Source organism: Leisingera methylohalidivorans DSM 14336 (genome assembly GCF_000511355.1).
GTDB lineage: Bacteria > Pseudomonadota > Alphaproteobacteria > Rhodobacterales > Rhodobacteraceae > Leisingera > Leisingera methylohalidivorans.
Genome location: NC_023135.1, coordinates 1463770 through 1481478 on the forward strand (window position 1 = coordinate 1463770; position 17709 = coordinate 1481478).

General features: G+C 61.6%; 15 protein-coding genes. 7 read left to right on the forward strand and 8 right to left on the reverse strand.

Annotation, left to right across the window (positions count from 1 at the left end; translation table 11 throughout):
• The first annotated feature begins 111 nt into the window (after positions 1–111).
• The 4 genes from METH_RS07335 to METH_RS07350 all read left to right on the forward strand — a co-directional run bounded on the left by METH_RS07335 (position 112) and on the right by METH_RS07350 (position 4155).
• Positions 112–1029: an ABC transporter permease gene (locus tag METH_RS07335; protein WP_024089804.1), complete on the forward strand. Its 918-nt coding sequence runs from the start codon at positions 112–114 to the stop codon at positions 1027–1029.
• Between the two features lie 85 nt (positions 1030–1114).
• Complete coding sequence (locus METH_RS07340; protein ID WP_024089805.1) at positions 1115–1960, forward strand: ABC transporter permease; 846 nt, start codon at positions 1115–1117, stop codon at positions 1958–1960.
• A 147-nt stretch (positions 1961–2107) separates the two neighbouring features.
• Positions 2108–3094: an ABC transporter substrate-binding protein gene (locus tag METH_RS07345; RefSeq protein ID WP_024089806.1), complete on the forward strand. Its 987-nt coding sequence runs from the start codon at positions 2108–2110 to the stop codon at positions 3092–3094.
• Between the two features lie 320 nt (positions 3095–3414).
• Positions 3415–4155, forward strand: coding sequence for an ATP-binding protein (locus METH_RS07350; RefSeq protein WP_245602966.1), 741 nt, complete (start codon positions 3415–3417; stop codon positions 4153–4155).
• A gap of 85 nt (positions 4156–4240) precedes the next feature.
• Here METH_RS07350 and METH_RS07355 read toward each other — a convergent pair whose 3' ends face one another.
• The 8 genes from METH_RS07355 to acs all read right to left on the reverse strand — a co-directional run bounded on the left by METH_RS07355 (position 4241) and on the right by acs (position 13678).
• Positions 4241–4741 (reverse strand): flavin reductase family protein, encoded by a 501-nt coding sequence (locus METH_RS07355; RefSeq protein ID WP_024089809.1) that lies wholly within the window; start codon positions 4739–4741, stop codon positions 4241–4243.
• 65 nt (positions 4742–4806) lie between these two features.
• Positions 4807–6210 carry a 3'-5' exonuclease gene (locus METH_RS07360; protein ID WP_024089810.1) on the reverse strand — a complete coding sequence of 468 codons (1404 nt, stop codon included), beginning with the start codon at positions 6208–6210 and terminating at the stop codon, positions 4807–4809.
• Between the two features lie 2 nt (positions 6211–6212).
• Complete coding sequence (locus METH_RS07365; RefSeq protein WP_024089811.1) at positions 6213–6731, reverse strand: hypothetical protein; 519 nt, start codon at positions 6729–6731, stop codon at positions 6213–6215.
• A gap of 93 nt (positions 6732–6824) precedes the next feature.
• Complete coding sequence (locus METH_RS07370) at positions 6825–8648, reverse strand: DUF294 nucleotidyltransferase-like domain-containing protein (protein WP_024089812.1); 1824 nt, start codon at positions 8646–8648, stop codon at positions 6825–6827.
• 105 nt (positions 8649–8753) lie between these two features.
• Positions 8754–10538 carry a sodium:solute symporter family protein gene (locus METH_RS07375; protein ID WP_024089813.1) on the reverse strand — a complete coding sequence of 595 codons (1785 nt, stop codon included), beginning with the start codon at positions 10536–10538 and terminating at the stop codon, positions 8754–8756.
• 1 nt (position 10539) lies between these two features.
• On the reverse strand, positions 10540–10824 hold the full coding sequence (locus METH_RS07380) for a DUF4212 domain-containing protein (protein WP_024089814.1): 285 nt from the start codon (positions 10822–10824) through the stop codon (positions 10540–10542).
• A 201-nt stretch (positions 10825–11025) separates the two neighbouring features.
• Entirely contained in the window at positions 11026–11709 is a 684-nt protein-coding gene (locus tag METH_RS07385) for an adenylate kinase (protein WP_024089815.1), read from the reverse strand.
• 7 nt (positions 11710–11716) lie between these two features.
• On the reverse strand, positions 11717–13678 hold the full coding sequence (gene acs, locus METH_RS07390) for an acetate--CoA ligase (protein ID WP_024089816.1): 1962 nt from the start codon (positions 13676–13678) through the stop codon (positions 11717–11719).
• A 489-nt stretch (positions 13679–14167) separates the two neighbouring features.
• On the opposite strand from acs, the gene METH_RS07395 reads away from it, so the two are divergent.
• The 3 genes from METH_RS07395 (at position 14168) to METH_RS07405 (ending at position 17323) form a co-directional block, all read left to right on the forward strand.
• Complete coding sequence (locus METH_RS07395; RefSeq protein WP_024089817.1) at positions 14168–15184, forward strand: C4-dicarboxylate TRAP transporter substrate-binding protein; 1017 nt, start codon at positions 14168–14170, stop codon at positions 15182–15184.
• A gap of 79 nt (positions 15185–15263) precedes the next feature.
• Positions 15264–15914: a TRAP transporter small permease subunit gene (locus METH_RS07400; RefSeq protein WP_024089818.1), complete on the forward strand. Its 651-nt coding sequence runs from the start codon at positions 15264–15266 to the stop codon at positions 15912–15914.
• 5 nt (positions 15915–15919) lie between these two features.
• A complete protein-coding gene (locus METH_RS07405) occupies positions 15920–17323 on the forward strand; it encodes a TRAP transporter large permease (RefSeq protein ID WP_024089819.1) in 1404 nt (467 codons plus the stop codon).
• The last annotated feature ends 386 nt before the right edge of the window (positions 17324–17709 follow it).

Genomic DNA, 17709 nt, shown 5'->3' on the forward strand with positions numbered 1-17709 from the left:
TCGGAAATTGCAGGAACGGACAATAGAAAAGAGCCCGGCAGAGGCTCCGGAAAGTTCGAGTTTTCTGGCCAATTTTCTTCGAAGAAAATTAGCGCGGGAAGGGGGCGTGTCATGAAAAGCCTTGTTGCAGTCCTCACCGTGCTCACCGCCATCATCGCCCTTTGGTACGCGGCCTGTGTGCCGATGAACATCAAGGGCGTTCTGGATTCAGCCGAGCGGGCAGGCGTGGAAGTCAGCCCGGCTACCGCCAAGGCGCGCCGGCATATGAGTGAGATCGGGCTGGTGGCGAAAAACACCTTTGCCGTTGGTGAAACCTGGGTGCAGGAGCGCCCGCGCCTGCCGGCCCCGCATCAGGTGGCTGTGGAGCTGTGGCAGACCACGGCCGAGAAGAAGATCACTTCCAAACGCAGCCTGATCTATCATGCGCAGGTGACACTTTCGGCGACGCTTTTGGGCTTTGCCATCGGCACCGGGCTGGGCATTCTGCTGGCGGTGGGGATCGTGCATTCCCGCGTGATGGATATGTCGGTGATGCCCTGGGCGATTGTCAGCCAGACCATCCCGATCATCGCGCTGGCGCCGATGATCATCGTGGTGCTGTACTCTATTGGAGTGCAGGGGATCATTCCCAAAGCGGTGATCTCGGCCTACCTCAGCTTTTTCCCGGTTGTCGTGGGGATGGTGAAGGGTCTCAGGGCGCCGGATGCGATGCAGCTGGATCTGCTGAAGACCTATAACGCCAATACTAATCAGGGGTTCTGGAAACTGCGGTTGCCGTCGTCGATGCCCTATCTGTTTGCCTCGCTGAAGATCGGCATTGCGGCATCGCTGGTGGGGGCCATCGTGGGGGAGCTGCCGACCGGAGCGGTTGCGGGCCTTGGCGCGCGCTTGCTGGCCGGAAGTTACTACGGGCAGACCGTGCAGATCTGGTCAGCGCTTTTTGCGGCGGCGATTCTGGCTGCCGCCTTGGTCGCGCTGTTGGGGCTGATGGAGAAACTGGTGCTGAAGCGGATGGGGGTGCAGGCATGACTGGCTTATGGAATAGGGGCTCGGCCCTCGCCGCAGCGCGGCTCACCCGGAGTATTTGGCCCAGAAAGAAGCAGGAGGGCGCGGCATGGTGATGGTTCTGCTTGCGGTGCTGGTCTGGTGTTTGGGCTGGTGGTTGAACAGCCGCCTGGCCAAGGGTCCAGCTGCGCATACCCGCGCGGTGCAGCTGCTGGTTCCGGCCGTCTTCGGCGTCACCGTGGTGGTGGTCTGGGAACTGCTGGTGCGCGGGTTGGAGGTGTCGCTGGTGATCTTGCCTGCACCCTCGGTTATCGCTGTGCGCTTTGCCTCCAGCATGCCGATCCTGTGGCAGGACTTTGCCCAGACCATCCTGAAGGGGGCGCTCGGCGGCTATGTGATCGGCTGCGGCGCGGCGTTCCTGACCGCGATCCTGGTCGACCGCAGCGACTTCCTCCGGCGCGGGCTCCTGCCGGTGGGGAATTTCGTTGCCGCGCTGCCGATTGTGGGCACCGCGCCGATCCTGGTGATGTGGTTCGGTTTCGACTGGCATTCCAAGGCCGCCGTTGTTGTCGCCATGGTGTTCTTTCCAATGCTGGTAAACACGGTGGCGGGCTTGCGGGAAACCTCGGCCATGCAGCGCGATCTGATGCAAACCTATGCAGCAAGTTACTGGCAGGCATTTTTCAAGCTGCGTTTGCCGGCGGCGCTGCCTTTTGTCTTCAATGGGCTGAAGATCTCCACCACCCTGGCGCTAGTCGGTGCGATTGTGGCGGAGTTTTTTGGCTCGCCCACTGTTGGGATGGGCTTTCGTATCTCTACCAGCGTGGGCCAGCTGGCGCTGGACATGGTCTGGGCAGAGATTGTGGTGGCAGCACTGGCAGGATCGGCCTTTTACGGGCTGATGGCACTAATTGAGAAAACACTGACTTTCTGGCACCCGTCGCAACGGGGGTGAGGGAACAGCCGCTCCGCCGCGTGCGGGGCGGTTTTGCGGAAATCTTGCGCTGGTGCCCGGCAAAGGACCGACCCAAAAAGAAAAAACTTTGAACGAATGGTCAAACCCGGGCAAGCTTAACATCATAATCAACAGGGAGAACAGGATATGAAACATCTGATGACGGCGGCAGCGCTGGCACTGGGCACCGCAGGTGCGGCGCAGGCGGCGGATGACGTGACGCTGCAGCTGAAATGGGTGACCCAGGCTCAGTTCGCCGGTTATTACGTTGCCGCTGACAAGGGGTTCTATGAGGAAGAGGATCTGAATGTCACCATCCTGCCTGGCGGCCCTGATATTGCGCCGACCCAGGTGATTGCCGGCGGCGGCGCCGATGTGACGGTGGAATGGATGCCCGCGGCGCTGGCAGCACGTGAAAAGGGCCTGCCGCTGGTTAATATCGCGCAGCCGTTCAAATCTTCGGGCATGATGCTGACCTGCTGGAAGGACACAGGAATATCCGCACCTGCGGACCTTGCCAACCGCACCCTGGGCGTTTGGTTCTTTGGCAATGAATTTCCTTTCATGAGCTGGATGAGTCAGCTGGGGATTTCCACCGAAGGCAAAGGCGAGGAGGGCGTTGAGGTATTGAAGCAGGGCTTCAACGTCGATCCGCTGCTGCAGCGCCAGGCGGATTGCATCTCGACCATGACTTATAATGAATACTGGCAGATCCTTGATGCTGGTGTTGGTGCGGATGAGCTGATCACTTTCAAGTACGAGGATCAGGGTGTGGCGACGCTGGAAGACGGTTTGTATGTGCTGGAAGAAAACCTCGACGATCCGGAGTTCGTTGACAAGATGGAGCGTTTTGTGCGGGCCTCGATGAAGGGCTGGAAATACGCTGAGGAAAACCCGGACGAGGCGGCGGAAATTGTACTCGACAATGATGCGTCCGGTGCCCAGACCGAGACCCACCAGAAACGCATGATGGGCGAGATTGCCAAACTGACCGCGGGCAGCAATGGTGCGCTGAATCCGGCGGATTATGAGCGGACGGTTTCAACGCTAATGGGCGGTGGCTCGGACCCGGTCATAACCAAAGTCCCGGAAGGCGCTTGGACCCACGCTATCACCGATGCGGCTTTGAAATAGATAAGCCATAGACCTTGAAGATCCGCCGGGGTTTTGATGCCGGCGGATCTTCCGTTTGATCCCCGCGCAATATTGACAAAATCCCAACAATTCTCTGGCAATATTAAAATACATCCCTGAGGTGTCTGTTTTTGTGTTAGAGTTGCCTTATGGGAGAGATGCGTGCTCATATCCCTGATCGGCAAAAGCAATCCGGATACCCGCCGCAATACTTGTGCCTTTGCCCTCAGCCAGACGATATTGCGTGCCATGCACGGTCTGCAGCGCACGGAAGGCCTGCATTGCTGGATGTCGCCAGCAGAAGCTGCGAACTGCCGCTGATGGATCTCTGCCAGACGGCGCACCAGCGCAAGCTGGAGACCGGACGGGCCCAGATTCTGTTGCTTTACGAAGTGGAGCCGCTGGGGCTGGAGCTGGCGGCGACTTGGCAGGTTGACGTGATTCCGGTTTCGGTCTGCTGCCTGCAACAGATTACCCACACTGATTTGCTGCACGCCTTGGCCTGCGGTTTTGATGTCATTCACGTGCAGGTCTGCGCCAGCTCAGCTGACAGGCTGCATCAGCAGCAGGAAGTTGAACTGGTGCAGGTTCTGGGCGGGCTGGGCCGGGTCTTGCTGTTTGACGGGGCCGAGACTCTTGCACGACGGCTGGCAGCGGGTATTTTCCCGTTTCCTTCGGTTGCGCCGGACATAGTGGCGGTGGGCAGCCGCAGGGATACCGCACGGGCCAGCGCCGCAGCGCTGCTGCCGGCCAGTGAGGACCATGTAGTCTTGCCGGAACAGGCGCCATACGGCGCCGTCAGCCTGGATGAAGGCCAGTGCAACCAATGCAGCAGCTGCGTGTGGGTCTGCCCGTCGGATGCCTTGAGCCTGACCGAAGACGGCGGCGCACTAAGCTTTGTGGAAGCCATGTGTTTTCAATGCGGCCTGTGCGTTTCGATCTGTCCGCAGCGGGCGCTCAGCATGGAGGCAGGGATGAATCTGTCCGCGTCTGCCGTGTTGCCGCATCTGCTGGCGGGGCAAGGCGCGGAAGATGCAGAAGCCCCTGGTCTGGCGGAGTAGGTTTGGGTTCCAGGCTTCGCAAGTGCCGTGGTGCCGGGCATTGGGGTATGCCGGGGGCCAGGGGCCTGACCTGAGACTGGCCTTTTCAGCTCTGCTCCAGGAAGCCGCCGTACTGGCCGCGTTTGAAGATCAGGCCTTTGCCGGGACGGGTGGTTACGCTGGCCACTTCACCTATGATGATGGTGTGGTCACCCGCCAGATGGGCGGCAAAGCGGCGGCAGTCAAAGCGGGCAATCACCCCGTTCAAGGCCGGCGCCCCCTGGCCATTGGGCTGCCATGCTGCGGCACTGAAGTCCTCGCCGCGGGCCGCGAAATGCTTGGCCAGGCCCAGTTGGTCCTCCGCCATCACGTGAATGGCGAAATTCTCGGCCATTACAAAGGCATCATGGCGAAGGGACGCTTTGGCCGGGCACCACAGCAATAAAGGCGGATCCAGTGACACGGAGGTAAAGCTGTTGACGGTAATGGCCAGGGGGCCGCGCGCTGTCATGGTGGTAACTACCGTCACCCCGGTGCCAAAGCAGCCGAGCGCATCGCGGTAGTCCCGGGCGGTCTCCGGCCCGGGGATGAAGCTGGTGTCGGCCATGTTGCGCGCCTTTTATCCGTTCCGGGCAGTGACGTGCCACGCATGGCGGCGATTGTCTACCACGTTCATGTCTTCATGAGGCGTCCGTGCTTGCGGGATTCTTCCAGCACCGCGCCAAAGGTGGCAAGCCCGCGTGCCTCAAGCATCGGCAGCATCTTGCAGAATACCTCAGCGGTGGCGCGGGCGTCCCCCATCGCGGTGTGGCGCAGGGCCGGAGGGATGGCGACGTCCAACCGTTCGCATAGCGCGTCCAGCGTGTGGTTCTGCGAGGCGCCGAACAGTACTGCGCTCAGCAGCACGGTGTCCAGCACCGGCTGGTCCCAACTGAAACCCGTGCGCTTGGCGTGGCGGTGCAGAAAGGCCATGTCAAAGGGCGCGTTGTGGGCCACGATCACGGCGTCCGAGGCAAATTGGTGAAAGGCGCGGGCGGCGTCGGAAATCACCGGCGCGCCCTGCACCAGGGCATCGCTGATGCCATGCACTTTGGTTGAAGCAGCAGGGATTGGCCGACCCGGATCCACAAGGGTTTCAAACGACTCGCTTTCGATAATACGGCCCCGGACAATCCGCAGTGCGCCGATCTGCACAATCTCGTCCTTATGCGGCAGCAGTCCGGTGGTTTCGGTGTCAAACACCACATAGCTGAGATTGCTGAGCTTGCGGCTGTCCAGCTCGGCGTGGTCCGTTTCCAGCAGCGCGAAGTCATAGACCAAGGGCCGGGAGTCTCCCGGGGCGAGTTCCGCATGGCTCCCTTCGAACAGAATGATGTAGCCTGGAGCGCCGCCCAAGGGTTTCAGCCGCAGGTCAAACACCTGGGTGCCGCTGGCGCTTTTGACTTCGGCCTGCACTTCCGTCCCGCTTCGTATCAGCCGGCCATAGGCGGCCTCCAGACCGGTGAGGTCCAGGTAATCGGACAGCGGCGCATTCAGACGCGGCGGGGCCTCCTGTGCCAGCACCGCGGCGGCCTGGCCGTCGTAGAGCACGATCTGATGGGAAGGGTTAACCATCACGGTGGCAATAGGGATGTCCGTCAGTAAGGCCGCGAGGCGGTTTTTTTCGGCCTCCAGATGCTCGGTTTCGCGGGCTATTGCTTCAGCCGCGGACAGCGCCGAGTCTCCCAATTGCCCGGCCAACCCCTCCGCTGCGGCTGCCAGATCACCGAGATATTGCGCGCCATGGGTGTCGAGCGCCCGCGATACGCCGGCATGGGCGCGGGCGCGCATGCCGGCCGCCAGCCGCTCGATTGGTTTGGCGACGTTTTCGTCAAACAGCAGCCAAACCGCGGCGCAGAGACCAAGGATGGCAAAACCGCTGAGCAGGCCGGAAAAGACGAAGGCATCCGTCAGTCCGGGCTGTCCAGCGCGGCTGTAGCCCAGCCACAGCGCGCCTGTGGTGACCGCAATGCCGCCAAGCGCCAAGGCGCAGAAAAACAGGAAGATGCGCAAACGCAAGCTGAGGCGCGCGTGCATGGCTACCCTCCGCAGGCGGTTGTCAGAATAGTATCGTCCGGAGTGCCCGCCACCCAGTCAAGCCCCTTGGGCAGGCCACTGCCGGAAAACACGATAGTGCCTGCTGCCAGCGCCCGCCGCCATTTGCCGCAATCCAGCACCACGGGCCGGCTGTTGACCGGTGCCCAGCGGCCAAAGAAATAGATCTCGGCCAGATAGACCTCAGGGTGCGCCTGGTGGCTTTTCATTGTCGCAGTATCCAGCGCGGCAAAGCGGTCGATGTAAGGCACGGCATAGGTCCAGGGCCGGTAGAAGCTTTGGTTTTCAACTGTGTCCGCTACGACCAGCCCGTCTGGCAAGGCTGCGGCGGTGCGCGGGTACCAGCCGTATTCCGAAGCGATGGTAGCCGCGATCATCGCTAGTCCCGCCGCCACCGGCGCCAGCCAGCGCGGCAGGCGACCGCGCATGAATTTTCCCAGCAGCATGACAACGCCAGCTGCAGCAATACCGGCAAAGATCACCGCAATCAATTCCAGAAACATCTCAACTCCCCGCAGGCCCAAGGCCGCTTCTTTTTTGTCCAAATATTTGCGCCGTAAGCTCCCGCGCTCCCGCGCTGCCGACAGGCGGAGGTGTCAGCTTAGCATGGCTTTGCCGTGCCCAACCGCCGATTGCATCGTCTTTACCACAACAAAGGCGTCGCGCAGATGACTTCGCTCAAAATCCGAAAGATCGGACGGCGCCAGGTAATTGTCCGGCGCCTGGCCGCTGCGGATCTGTGCGGCCTGATGCTCGAGCCGGGTCTGGGAAATCAGATCGTAGGCGTCCAGCAGATCGCGCGCACCGGAGGGGCTGAGCACGCCCGCTGCTTCTGCCGCCTCCAGCCGGGCGCGGGTGTCCACTACGGGCAGCTTGCCCTGCAGCGCATAGACCCGGCCCAGGTCGACCACCGGCACCACGCCGTTGTGCTTCATATCCAGCGTATTGCGGTGTTCGCCCGAGCGGATGGTGGCCAGCCCGCGCAAGAGACCCAGCGGCGGCGTGTGCTTCAACGAATTGGCGATCAGATGCGCGGTGAAGATCGAATTAGCGCTGGCGGCCTGCAGGGTCTCCTGGTGAAGACCGGCAAACAGCGCGGCCTCGCCGCCGATCGGGCGCAGGTCGAACATCACCGAGGCCAGCATCTGCGCCTCGGGATCAGGTTTGGCGATCCAGCCGCGGAAGTAATCGCGCCAAACGCGCAAGGGCTGCCGCCAGCGGCCATTCGACGCCATCATGTCGCCGGGGCAGTAGACGTAGCCGCAGGTATTCAGCCCGTCGCAGACGAAACCGGCAAGCTGCGCGAAATAGACCTCATCGCCGGACGCCAGATCGTCGGACAGGATCAGGCAATTGTCCTGATCGGACACGCCGGTCTGTTCGCGCCGCCCCTGTGATCCGCAAGCAAGCCACAGATAGGGCACCGGCGGCGGACCCAGTGCCTTCTCGGCCAGCGCCAGCAGGCGGCGGGTCACGATGTCGGCGATGTCGGTTATCAGCCGCGTGACGATTTCATGGCGGTTGCCTGCGGCCACCAGCTGCACCAGCAGACGGGGGATCTCGGCGGTGACCCGGGCCATGTCCTTGGCACTGGTGGCGCGGGTCAGGGCTGATACCAGCTCAGCTGAGCTGACAGCCTGGAACCGGGTCAGATCGGTCTGGGTGACAATGCCTGCCAGCACGCCGCGCTGCATAACCGGGATATGACCGATGCCGTGCTCCATCATCAGGTGCAACACGTCCGAGCCAATAGCCGACGCATCCAGTGTCAGCGGGTCCGGGGTCATCATGGCGGCAACAGGGGTCGAAATGGGTTTGCCCGCAGCCAGAACCTTGGCGGTCAGGTCGCGGGTGGTCAGTATGCCTTGCAGCTGGTCGCCATCGGTGACGCAGACCGAGGATATGCCGTGATCCCGCATCAGCTGCGCCGCGCCCTGGCACGTCAGCCCGCTGGAGCAGGTGACGGGCGCGCGGGTCATGATTGCCTCGACCCGCGTGGTGGCGAGGCTGTTGCTGCCGACGCTGCCGGGGCGGCGCCGGTCAAAGAACCTCGCGACCTGCGGCTGGCTGGCCATCAGGTTGTGGAAATCTCCTGTTGGCAGCAACAGCAGCAGGCTGTCGGTGATTGCCCGTGCCGAAGTTACAGCGCGACCGCCGCGGGTCAGGCCGCGCTCGCCAAAGGAATTGAGCGGGCCAAGGATCGAGACGGGGATGTTGTTTTCATCCCGAACCTCCACCTCGCCGCTGTGGACCAGGTAGAGGCCGTCCAGCTCCGCGTTCAGCACATAGACGGGGGCGTCTGCGGCAGTCTCAATCTGGCGGAACCTGGGTGCCAGCTCCTGCAGTAGCGCCGGGTCGAGGCTGTCGTAGGGATGAACAGAGGACAGGAAGCGGAGCAGGGCGGCGTCGGAAAGGGGCATGATCATACCTGCGTGACATCAAGAAAAATGGTCCCGCCGAGTGTGAACCGGACGGGACCATGAGGAAAGAGGCGGGCCGCAGGGAGAACGGCCCGCCAGGGGAGGTTAGTGGTCCTGTGCGGCCCCTGCGCCGCGCGGGATGCGGACGCTTTCCACCAGCTCTTCGATCTCGGCAGGAATGGCCGCGGTCGATTTGGAGACGATGAAGGCGACTGCGAAATTGACCATTGCGCCGATCGCACCGAAGGAGGTGGATTTGACGGTGCCCAGCAGCGGATCCGCATCGGTGAAGGAGTTGGTGTCCGGGATGAACAGCCAGCCCTTGTGCAGGAAGATGTAGACCAGGGTCACGATCAAGCCTGCCAGCATGCCGGCCACGGCGCCCTTGTTGTTCACCTTTGTGAAGATGCCCATCATCAGCGCCGGGAAGATCGAGGCAGCGGCGAGGCCAAAGGCCAGCGCCACGGTCTGTGCCGCAAAGCCGGGCGGGTTCAGACCCAGATAGGTCGCCACCGCAATCGCCACGGCCATGGCAATGCGGGCCGACAGCAGTTCGCCCTTTTCCGAGATCTGCGGGTTGATCGAGCCTTTGATCAGGTCGTGCGAAACGGCCGAGGAGATCGCCAGCAACAGGCCCGCCGCGGTCGACAGCGCCGCCGCCAGACCGCCGGCAGCCACCAGGCCGATCACCCAGCTGGGCAGGTTGGCGATTTCCGGGTTGGCCAGAACCAGGATGTCCCGGTTGAACTTGGTCAGCTCATTGCCAGCCCAGCCGTTGGCTTCGGCAGTTGCTTGCAGATCGGCGTTCTGGTCGTTGTAGTACTGAATTGCTCCGTCGCCGTTCTTGTCTTCCCAGGCCAGGAGGCCGGTTTTCTGCCAGGTCGCCATCCAGTCGTACTGCGGATCGTTCTCGATCTGCTGCACGGTCACGGCGCCTCCTTCGATGCCGCCATTGGGCCACATCATCTCGGTGATATTGAGGCGCGCCATAGCGCCAACTGCCGGAGCGGTCAGGTACAGCAGCGCGATGAACACCAGCGCCCAGCCTGCCGACCAGCGCGCATCAGCGACGCGCGGTACGGTGAAGAAGCGCATGATCACATGGGGCAGGCCCGCGGTGCCGATCATCAGCGACAAGGTGAAAAGCACCATGTTGAAGGTGTCGGAATGATGCGTGGTATACTCGTTAAAACCCAGTTCGCGGACAATTGCGTCCAGCTTGGCCAGCAGCGGCTCACCCGAAGCGGCATGGTCGCCGAACAGGCCCAGGGCCGGAACCGGGTTGCCGGTTAGCTGCAGTGAGATGAAGATCGCCGGGATAGTGTAGGCCATGATCAGCACGCAGTACTGCGCCACCTGGGTGTAGGTCACGCCCTTCATGCCGCCGAACACGGCGTAGGCAAAGACCACACAGGCGCCGATCAGCAGGCCGGTAGTGTTGGAAACCTCCAAGAAACGGCCGAAGGCAACGCCGACGCCGGTCATCTGGCCGATCACATAGGTGGTCGAGGCCACGATCAGGCAGATCACCGCGACGATGCGCGCGGTCGGGGAGTAGAACCGGTCGCCGATGAACTCGGACACGGTGAACTTGCCGAACTTGCGCAGGTAGGGGGCCAGCAGCAGCGCCAGCAGCACATAGCCGCCGGTCCAGCCCATCAGAAAGGTCGAGTTGTCATAGCCGGTAAAGGCGATGAGCCCCGCCATCGAGATGAAGGAAGCCGCCGACATCCAGTCGGCCGCGGTGGCCATGCCGTTGGTGACCGGGTGAACACCCCGGCCGGCGGCATAGAATTCCGAGGTGGAGCCCGCCCGGGCCCAGATGGCGATGCCGATATAAAGCGCAAAACTCGCGCCCACGAACATCAGATTGATGGTGAACTGGTCCATCTTATTCTTCCTCCACGCCGTATTCGCGGTCCAGTTTGTTCATCCGGAACGCGTAGAAAAAGATCAGCCCCAGGAACACCAGGATCGAGCCCTGCTGAGCGAACCAGAAGCCCAGATCGCTGCCGCCTACCTTGATGCCGGACAGCATCGGGCGCAGCAGAATGCCAAATCCGAACGAGACGACAGCCCAGATCACCAGGCTGACAAGAATGATGCGCACGTTTGCCGCCCAATAGCCCTTGTCGGACTCGGCAGTTTGCGCAGAGTGTGTGGTTTGTTCCGCCATCAGCGGTTCCTCCTTCTTCCTCTCCTGTGCGGCCCGGCCTGGGGCTGGGCACACGGTCTCCGTTGACCCGGCGCCGGTTCAGGGCGTGCAGGCATGCAACCTCCGGTCCGGCGGGCACGGGGCCTGCCGGTTCCAGCGGGTATTTTCATTTCGGATAAGACGGGGTCCGGCGCGGTTCGCACCGGCCCCGTTTCTTGGTCGTTAGCTGGTGGCCGTCCTTACGATGGCCGCCATTTCATGGGCGATGTCGTCGATGCCGCCCATGGCATCTGTGGATTGCAGAACGCCTTTGCCGCTGTAATAGGCGATCAGCGGCGCGGTCTGCGCGTGATAGGCCTCCAGCCGGCTGGCAACGGTTTCTGCGTTATCGTCAGCACGCCGCTTCATTTCAGAGCCGCCGCATTTGTCGCATCTACCGGCCTCGGCGGGCTGCTTGAAGCTATCGTGATAGCCCTCGCCGCAGCCGCCGCAGGTGTAGCGGCCGGAGATCCGCTCGACCATCGCCGCATCATCCACCTCGAGGCTGATCGCGGCGTTGATTTTCTGGCCAGTCTCGGCCAGCAGGCCGTCCAGCGCTTCGGCCTGCACGGTTGTGCGGGGGAAGCCATCAAGGATCACGCCCTTGGCGCAGTCCGGCTCTGCCAGACGGTCGCGCAGGATGTTGATCACGATCTCATCGCTGACCAGCTGGCCTGCTTCCATCACCGCTTTGGCAGCCAGGCCCGCAGGCGTGCACGCGGCCACTGCGGTGCGTAGCAGGTCGCCCGTCGACAGCTGCACGTAGCCAAATTTTTCCTCCAGCATCCGCGCCTGGGTGCCCTTGCCGGCGCCCGGAGGCCCCAGCAGGATCAAGACGGCGGGGCGGGTCATGACTGCCATGTTCATCTGTTTATCACCCCTTGTTCGCGCGGTTTGCAATCAGGTCGTCGACCACCGACGGATCGGCAAGAGTCGATGTATCGCCAAGGCTGCCAAAGTCGTTCTCTGCGATCTTGCGCAGGATGCGGCGCATGATCTTGCCGGAGCGGGTTTTCGGCAGGCCCGGCGCCCACTGGATCACGTCGGGCGAGGCAATCGGGCCGATCTCGGTCCGCACCCAGGTACGCAGCTCCTTCAGCAGTTCATCCGAAGGGTCGCGGTCGTTCATCAGGGTCACGTAGCAGTAAATGCCCTGGCCCTTGATCTCATGCGGGTAGCCGACCACGGCGGCCTCGGCTACGGCGGTATGGGCCACCAGCGCGCTTTCAACCTCGGCTGTGCCCATGCGGTGGCCGGAGACGTTGATCACGTCATCGACGCGTCCGGTGATCCAGTAATCGCCGTCCTCGTCGCGGCGGCAGCCGTCGCCGGTGAAGTAGTAACCTTTGTAGTCAGAGAAATAAGTCTTCTCGAACCTCTCATGGTCGCCCCAGACGGTGCGCATCTGACCCGGCCAGCTGTCCTTGATGCACAAAACGCCTTCCACGCCGTTGCCCTCGATCTCGCCGCCGCTGGTGGGGTCCAGAACCACCGGCTGGATACCAAAGAAAGGTTTCATCGCGGCGCCCGGCTTCATTGCGTGGGCGCCCGGCAGCGGGGTCATCAGATGGCCGCCGGTCTCGGTCTGCCACCAGGTATCAACGATCGGGCATTTGCCCTTGCCGACAACCTCATTGTACCAGTTCCAGGCCTCGGGGTTGATCGGTTCACCCACCGTGCCCAGCACCTTGAGATCGCTGAGATCGCATTTTTCGACCCATTCGTTACCCTGACCCATCAGTGCGCGCAGCGCTGTGGGGGCCGTATAAAACTGATTCACCTTGTGCTTTTGGCAGACTTGCCAAAAGCGTGAGGCATCGGGATAGGTCGGCACGCCTTCGAACATCAGCGTGGTGGCGCCGTTGGCCAGCGGGCCATAGACGATATAGCTGTGGCCGGTGACCCAGCCCACATCCGCGGTGCACCAGTAGATGTCGCCATCGTGGTAATCGAAAGTGATCTCATGGGTCATCGCGGCATAGGCCAAATAGCCGCCGGAGGTATGCACAACGCCCTTGGGCTGGCCGGTGGAGCCGGAGGTGTAGAGGATGAACAGCGGATCCTCGGCGTTCATCTCGGCGGGGGCGCAGTAATCATCCGCTTCCAGCGCCATTTCATTGTAGTCAAAGTCGCGCCCGTCGACCCAGGTGGTCTGGCCGCCAGTGCGTTTGACCACCAGGCATTTAACGCTGTCCTTGGTGTGCAGCAGCGCCGCGTCGGCGTTCGACTTCAGGGCGGTCTTGCGGCCGCCGCGGGGGGCCTCATCGGCGGTAATGACCACTTTGGCGTCGCAGCCGTTGACCCGGGCCGCCAGCGCGTCGGGGGAGAATCCGGCAAACACGATGGAATGGATGGCGCCGATCCTGGCGCAGGCCAGCATGGCATAGGCCGCTTCGGGGATCATCGGCAGGTAGATCACCACGCGGTCGCCTTTGCGCACCCCCATCGACACGAGGATGTTGGCCATCCGGCAGGTGCGGCGGTGCAGTTCCTTATAGGTAATGTGCTGCGCAGGTTCTTCCGGGCTATCCGGTTCCCAGATGATCGCGGTCTGATCGCAGCGGTTTTCCAGGTGGCGGTCGATGCAGTTGGCGCTGACGTTCAGGGTGCCGTCGCTGTACCAGTTGATCGAAACATTGCCAAAATCATAGTTCACGTCCTTCACCTGGGTAAAGGGCTTGATCCAGTCGATGCGCTTGCCTTGTTCGCCCCAGAACCCTTCAGGGTCGGTCAGCGAGGCGTCATACATCTCCTGATACTTGGCGGCAGTCACATGCGCACGGGCAACGGTTTCGTCGGACGGCGGATAGACAGCGTCTGCGTGCAACGCGTTCATTCGGTTTCCTCCCAGAATTTTATTGGCAAGACAAACGACAACGCTGTGCCGTGGCTGTCAAACCGTTTCCTCCTAGGGTCAAACAATACCGCAGTTTGAAAATTTGTGAATAAGGTACCGATATCAAAGGCTTTACCTGTCAACTAATTTAAGGATTTCAGATTTTCTTGTAAATAAAGTGGCGTGCAAGCGGATGCGGCGGTCTGTTTTCATAGGCTTTTCTGTAAATTTCGCCAGCGGCCTGTTGCTGCCTCAATCGCTGCAATGGGCTTAGGAGCGGCGTACTGCCGCACCTTCCGGCAGCTTAGCACCTGCGGCATATTGTGCCTGTGCGGCGGAACTTTCGCTTCGAGGACGGCGCGAGTCGCTGCGTCACCTTTCCCTTCGAGGGGCTTGGCAGCGCCTATCTGTGCCGCTAGCCTGCCTGTTAAGCGCTCCACTCCGGTCAGATGCCGGATCGAAAAGGGCGCAATTCGGGAGAGTTACATCATGAATAGATTTCTGACGGCCGCTGTGGCGGCAACTGCTGGCGTAGCAATGGCAGGCGAGGCCGCCGCGACCGAATGGAACGTGTCGCTGTGGGGCAAGCGCCGCGCGTTCACTGAACATGTGGAAAAACTGGCCGAGCTGGTGGCGGAGAAAACCGGCGGCGAGTTCACCCTGAACATCAGCTATGGCGGCTTGTCCAAGAACAAGGAAAACCTCGACGGCATTTCCATCGGTGCGTTTGAAATGGCGCAGTTCTGTGCCGGCTACCACCGTGACAAGAACCCTTCGATTACCGTGCTGGAACTGCCGTTCCTGGGCGTGAACACGCTGGACGAAGAAGTGGCCGTGGCAAATGCGGTGTACGCGCACCCGGCGGTGCAGGCGGATCTGGCGCGCTGGAATGCCAAGCTTCTTATGACCTCCCCAATGCCGCAGTACAATATCGTGGGCACAGGTGAGCCGCGCGATGAGCTGGCAGAGTTCAAGGACATGCGGGTCCGTGCCACTGGCGGCATCGGCAAGGCGTTCTCGGCTGTCGGCGCAGTGCCGACCTCGGTGACCGCGACGGAAGCATACAATGCAATGGAATCCGGCGTCGTGGACACCGTCGCCTTTGCCCAGCACGCGCATCTGGCCTTTGGCACCATCAATCGCGCTGACTGGTGGACCGCGAACCTGAACCCCGGCACCGTGAACTGCCCGGTGGTGGTGAACACCGATGCCTATGAGGCCCTTAGCGACGCCGAGCGTGCGGCACTCGACAGCTCCGTTGAAGAGGCGATCGACCACTATCTGACCAACTACGGTGCTCTGCTGGAGAAGTGGGACAGCGTGCTGGCCGAGAAAGGGGTCGAGAAAATCACCATCTCTGACGACCAGCTGGCCGAGTTCCACAAAGTGGCCGCCGACCCGATCCGCGCTCAGTGGATCGAGGATATGACCGCCCAGGGCCTGCCGGCGCAGGAGCTTTATGATCTGGTGCAGAAGACTCTTAGCGATCACCGCTCAGGCAGCTGAGCCGGACGAAACACATAGGGCCGGGCTGATCAGGCCCGGCCCCTTTTTTCTTTGACGATACTGAACGACGGGGGCGGGCATGGCAGGCAGCGCAGCAGTGCTGGAGGACGGAAGCCTGATCAGCAGGCTGGACCAGCGGCTATTGAAAGCAGAGCGCCTACTGGCGCTTCTGAGCGGCATAGCGGTATTTTCGCTGATGATCCTGGCGGTGGTCTCGGTCGGTGGGCGCAATGCGGCCAATGCGCCCTTGCCCGGTTACGTCGACTGGATCGAACAGATTATGCCGCTGATCGCCTTCATGGGCATCGCCTATGTGCAGCGCAATGGCGGCCATATCCGCATGGACATCGTTATCGGCGCCCTTAGCGGCCGGGCCATGTGGCTGTTTGAGATGATCTCGGTCATTCTGATCTTGCTGCTGATTGCAGCGCTGGTCTGGGGCAGCTGGTCGCATTTCCTGCGCTCCTTTGATTTTGCCGCGCCTTGGTGGAGCCGCGACAGCTCCATCGACATCGGCCTGCCGATCTGGCCCGCCAAACTGCTGGCTCCGGTGGCCTTTGCGGTGCTGGGCCTTCGGCTGATGCTGCAGATCTGGGGCTATGGCCGGGCGCTGGTTCTGGGGCTGGAGACGCCGGTGGCGGTGCCGCTGGTGCAAAGCGCCGCGGAGCAGGCCGCGGCAGAGGCGGATCAATTGGAAGGCCATGACACGAACAGCAGCGGGCAGGGATAAGATACATGGAACCCATTGAAATCGGCCTGTGGGTCACCGGCGGCCTGCTGGTGATGGTGGTCTTGGGGATGCGGGTGGCCTTCGCCGCCGGTCTTGCGGGCCTCATCGGCCTCGTCTGGATCTTCTGGGCCAAGTTCGGCTACAGCCCGGATAAATTCGGCAAGGCGCTGACCGTGTCGGTCAAGATCGCGGGGCAGGTGCCGCACTCCAAGGTCTCCAGTCAGGCGCTGTCGCTGATCCCGACATTCATCCTGATTGGCTATCTTGCTTATTACGCGGGCCTGACACGCGCTTTGTTCGAGGCAGCCAAGCGCTGGATTGCCTGGCTGCCGGGCGGGCTGGCGGTTTCCACCGTCTTTGCCACCGCGGGCTTTGCCGCGGTATCGGGCGCCTCTGTCGCCACCTCTGCCGTCTTTGCCCGCATTGCCATTCCGGAGATGCTCAAGATCGGCTACAACAAGCAATTCGCCGCCGGTGTGGTGGCAGCTGGTGGCACGCTGGCCTCGCTGATTCCGCCCTCGGCGATCTTGGTGATTTACGCGATCATCGTGGAACAGGACGTCGGCAAGCTGCTGCTGGCGGGATTCATCCCAGGAGCTTTTTCGGCAGTGATTTACGGCCTGCTGATTGTCGGCATCGCGGTGGTTTTCAAATCGGTCGGCCCGCCGGTCAAAGGTTTCACCTGGGGGCAGCGCTTTGCTGCGCTGCCAGGCGCGCTGCCAATTATCTTTGTGGTCGTGATCATCATCTGCTTTGTCTACAACCCCTTTGGCGGCGATGCTTGGGGGACACCGACCGAAGGCGGGGCTTTGGGGGCCTTTGTGGTCTTTTGCATGGCGGTGCTCAAAGGCATGAAATGGGCGGAGCTGAAGTCTGCCCTGCTGGAAACAGCGAAACTGACGGTGATGATTTTCACCATCATCTGGGGAGTGCTGATCTATGTGCGCTTTCTGGGGTTTGCGGACTTGCCTGGGGCGTTTTCTGACTGGATCACCTCGCTGGAAATGTCGCCGATGGTAATCCTGATCTGCATCCTTCTGGCCTATGCGGTGCTGGGCATGTTCATGGATGCCATCGGAATGCTGCTGCTCACGTTGCCGGTGGTCTACCCTGCGGTGATGGCGCTGAACGGCGGCGAAAGCGTTGCCGCTGCCGACAGCGCCTTTGGCATGAGCGGCACGATGTGCGCGATCTGGTTTGGCATTCTGGTGGTGAAGATGGCCGAGTTCTGCCTCATCACCCCGCCAATCGGGCTGAACTGTTTCGTGGTTGCCGGCGTTCGGGATGACCTGAGCGTGCAGGATGTGTTCAAGGGCGTGACGCCGTTTTTCATTGCCGACGCCGTAACAATTGCGCTGCTGGTCGCCTTCCCGGGGATTGTTCTGTACCTGCCGTCATTGGCTGGCTAGCTGGGAGCGGGCTCAGGGCTCACAAAACCGGACCGGCTTGGCAGGCGGCGGCGCAGGCCTATGGGGCGCGGCGCAAGTGATTTCGGCCCTTGCAACACGCGGCCCGGCTGCTGGCGGTCCCGATGTAGGATTTGCATGGCTGAGTGCAATTGTCGTTTCGTAATACTTTTTTACCGTCCAATTTGGGCGTAGCACACATGTAGCGTCCGTCCTGATCGGATCGCGAAGCTGTGCTTCATTGAATGTATGATGCAAAACAGGGAGTTTCTACGTGTTGGCTTGAAAACCGATGAAGAAGTCCTTTTCTGGGACAGGCTTGCAGACGCGTTCTTGCTTACGGTTCAATGCAGAGCAGTATGTTTCTGTGGAGTTGATGACGATATCCC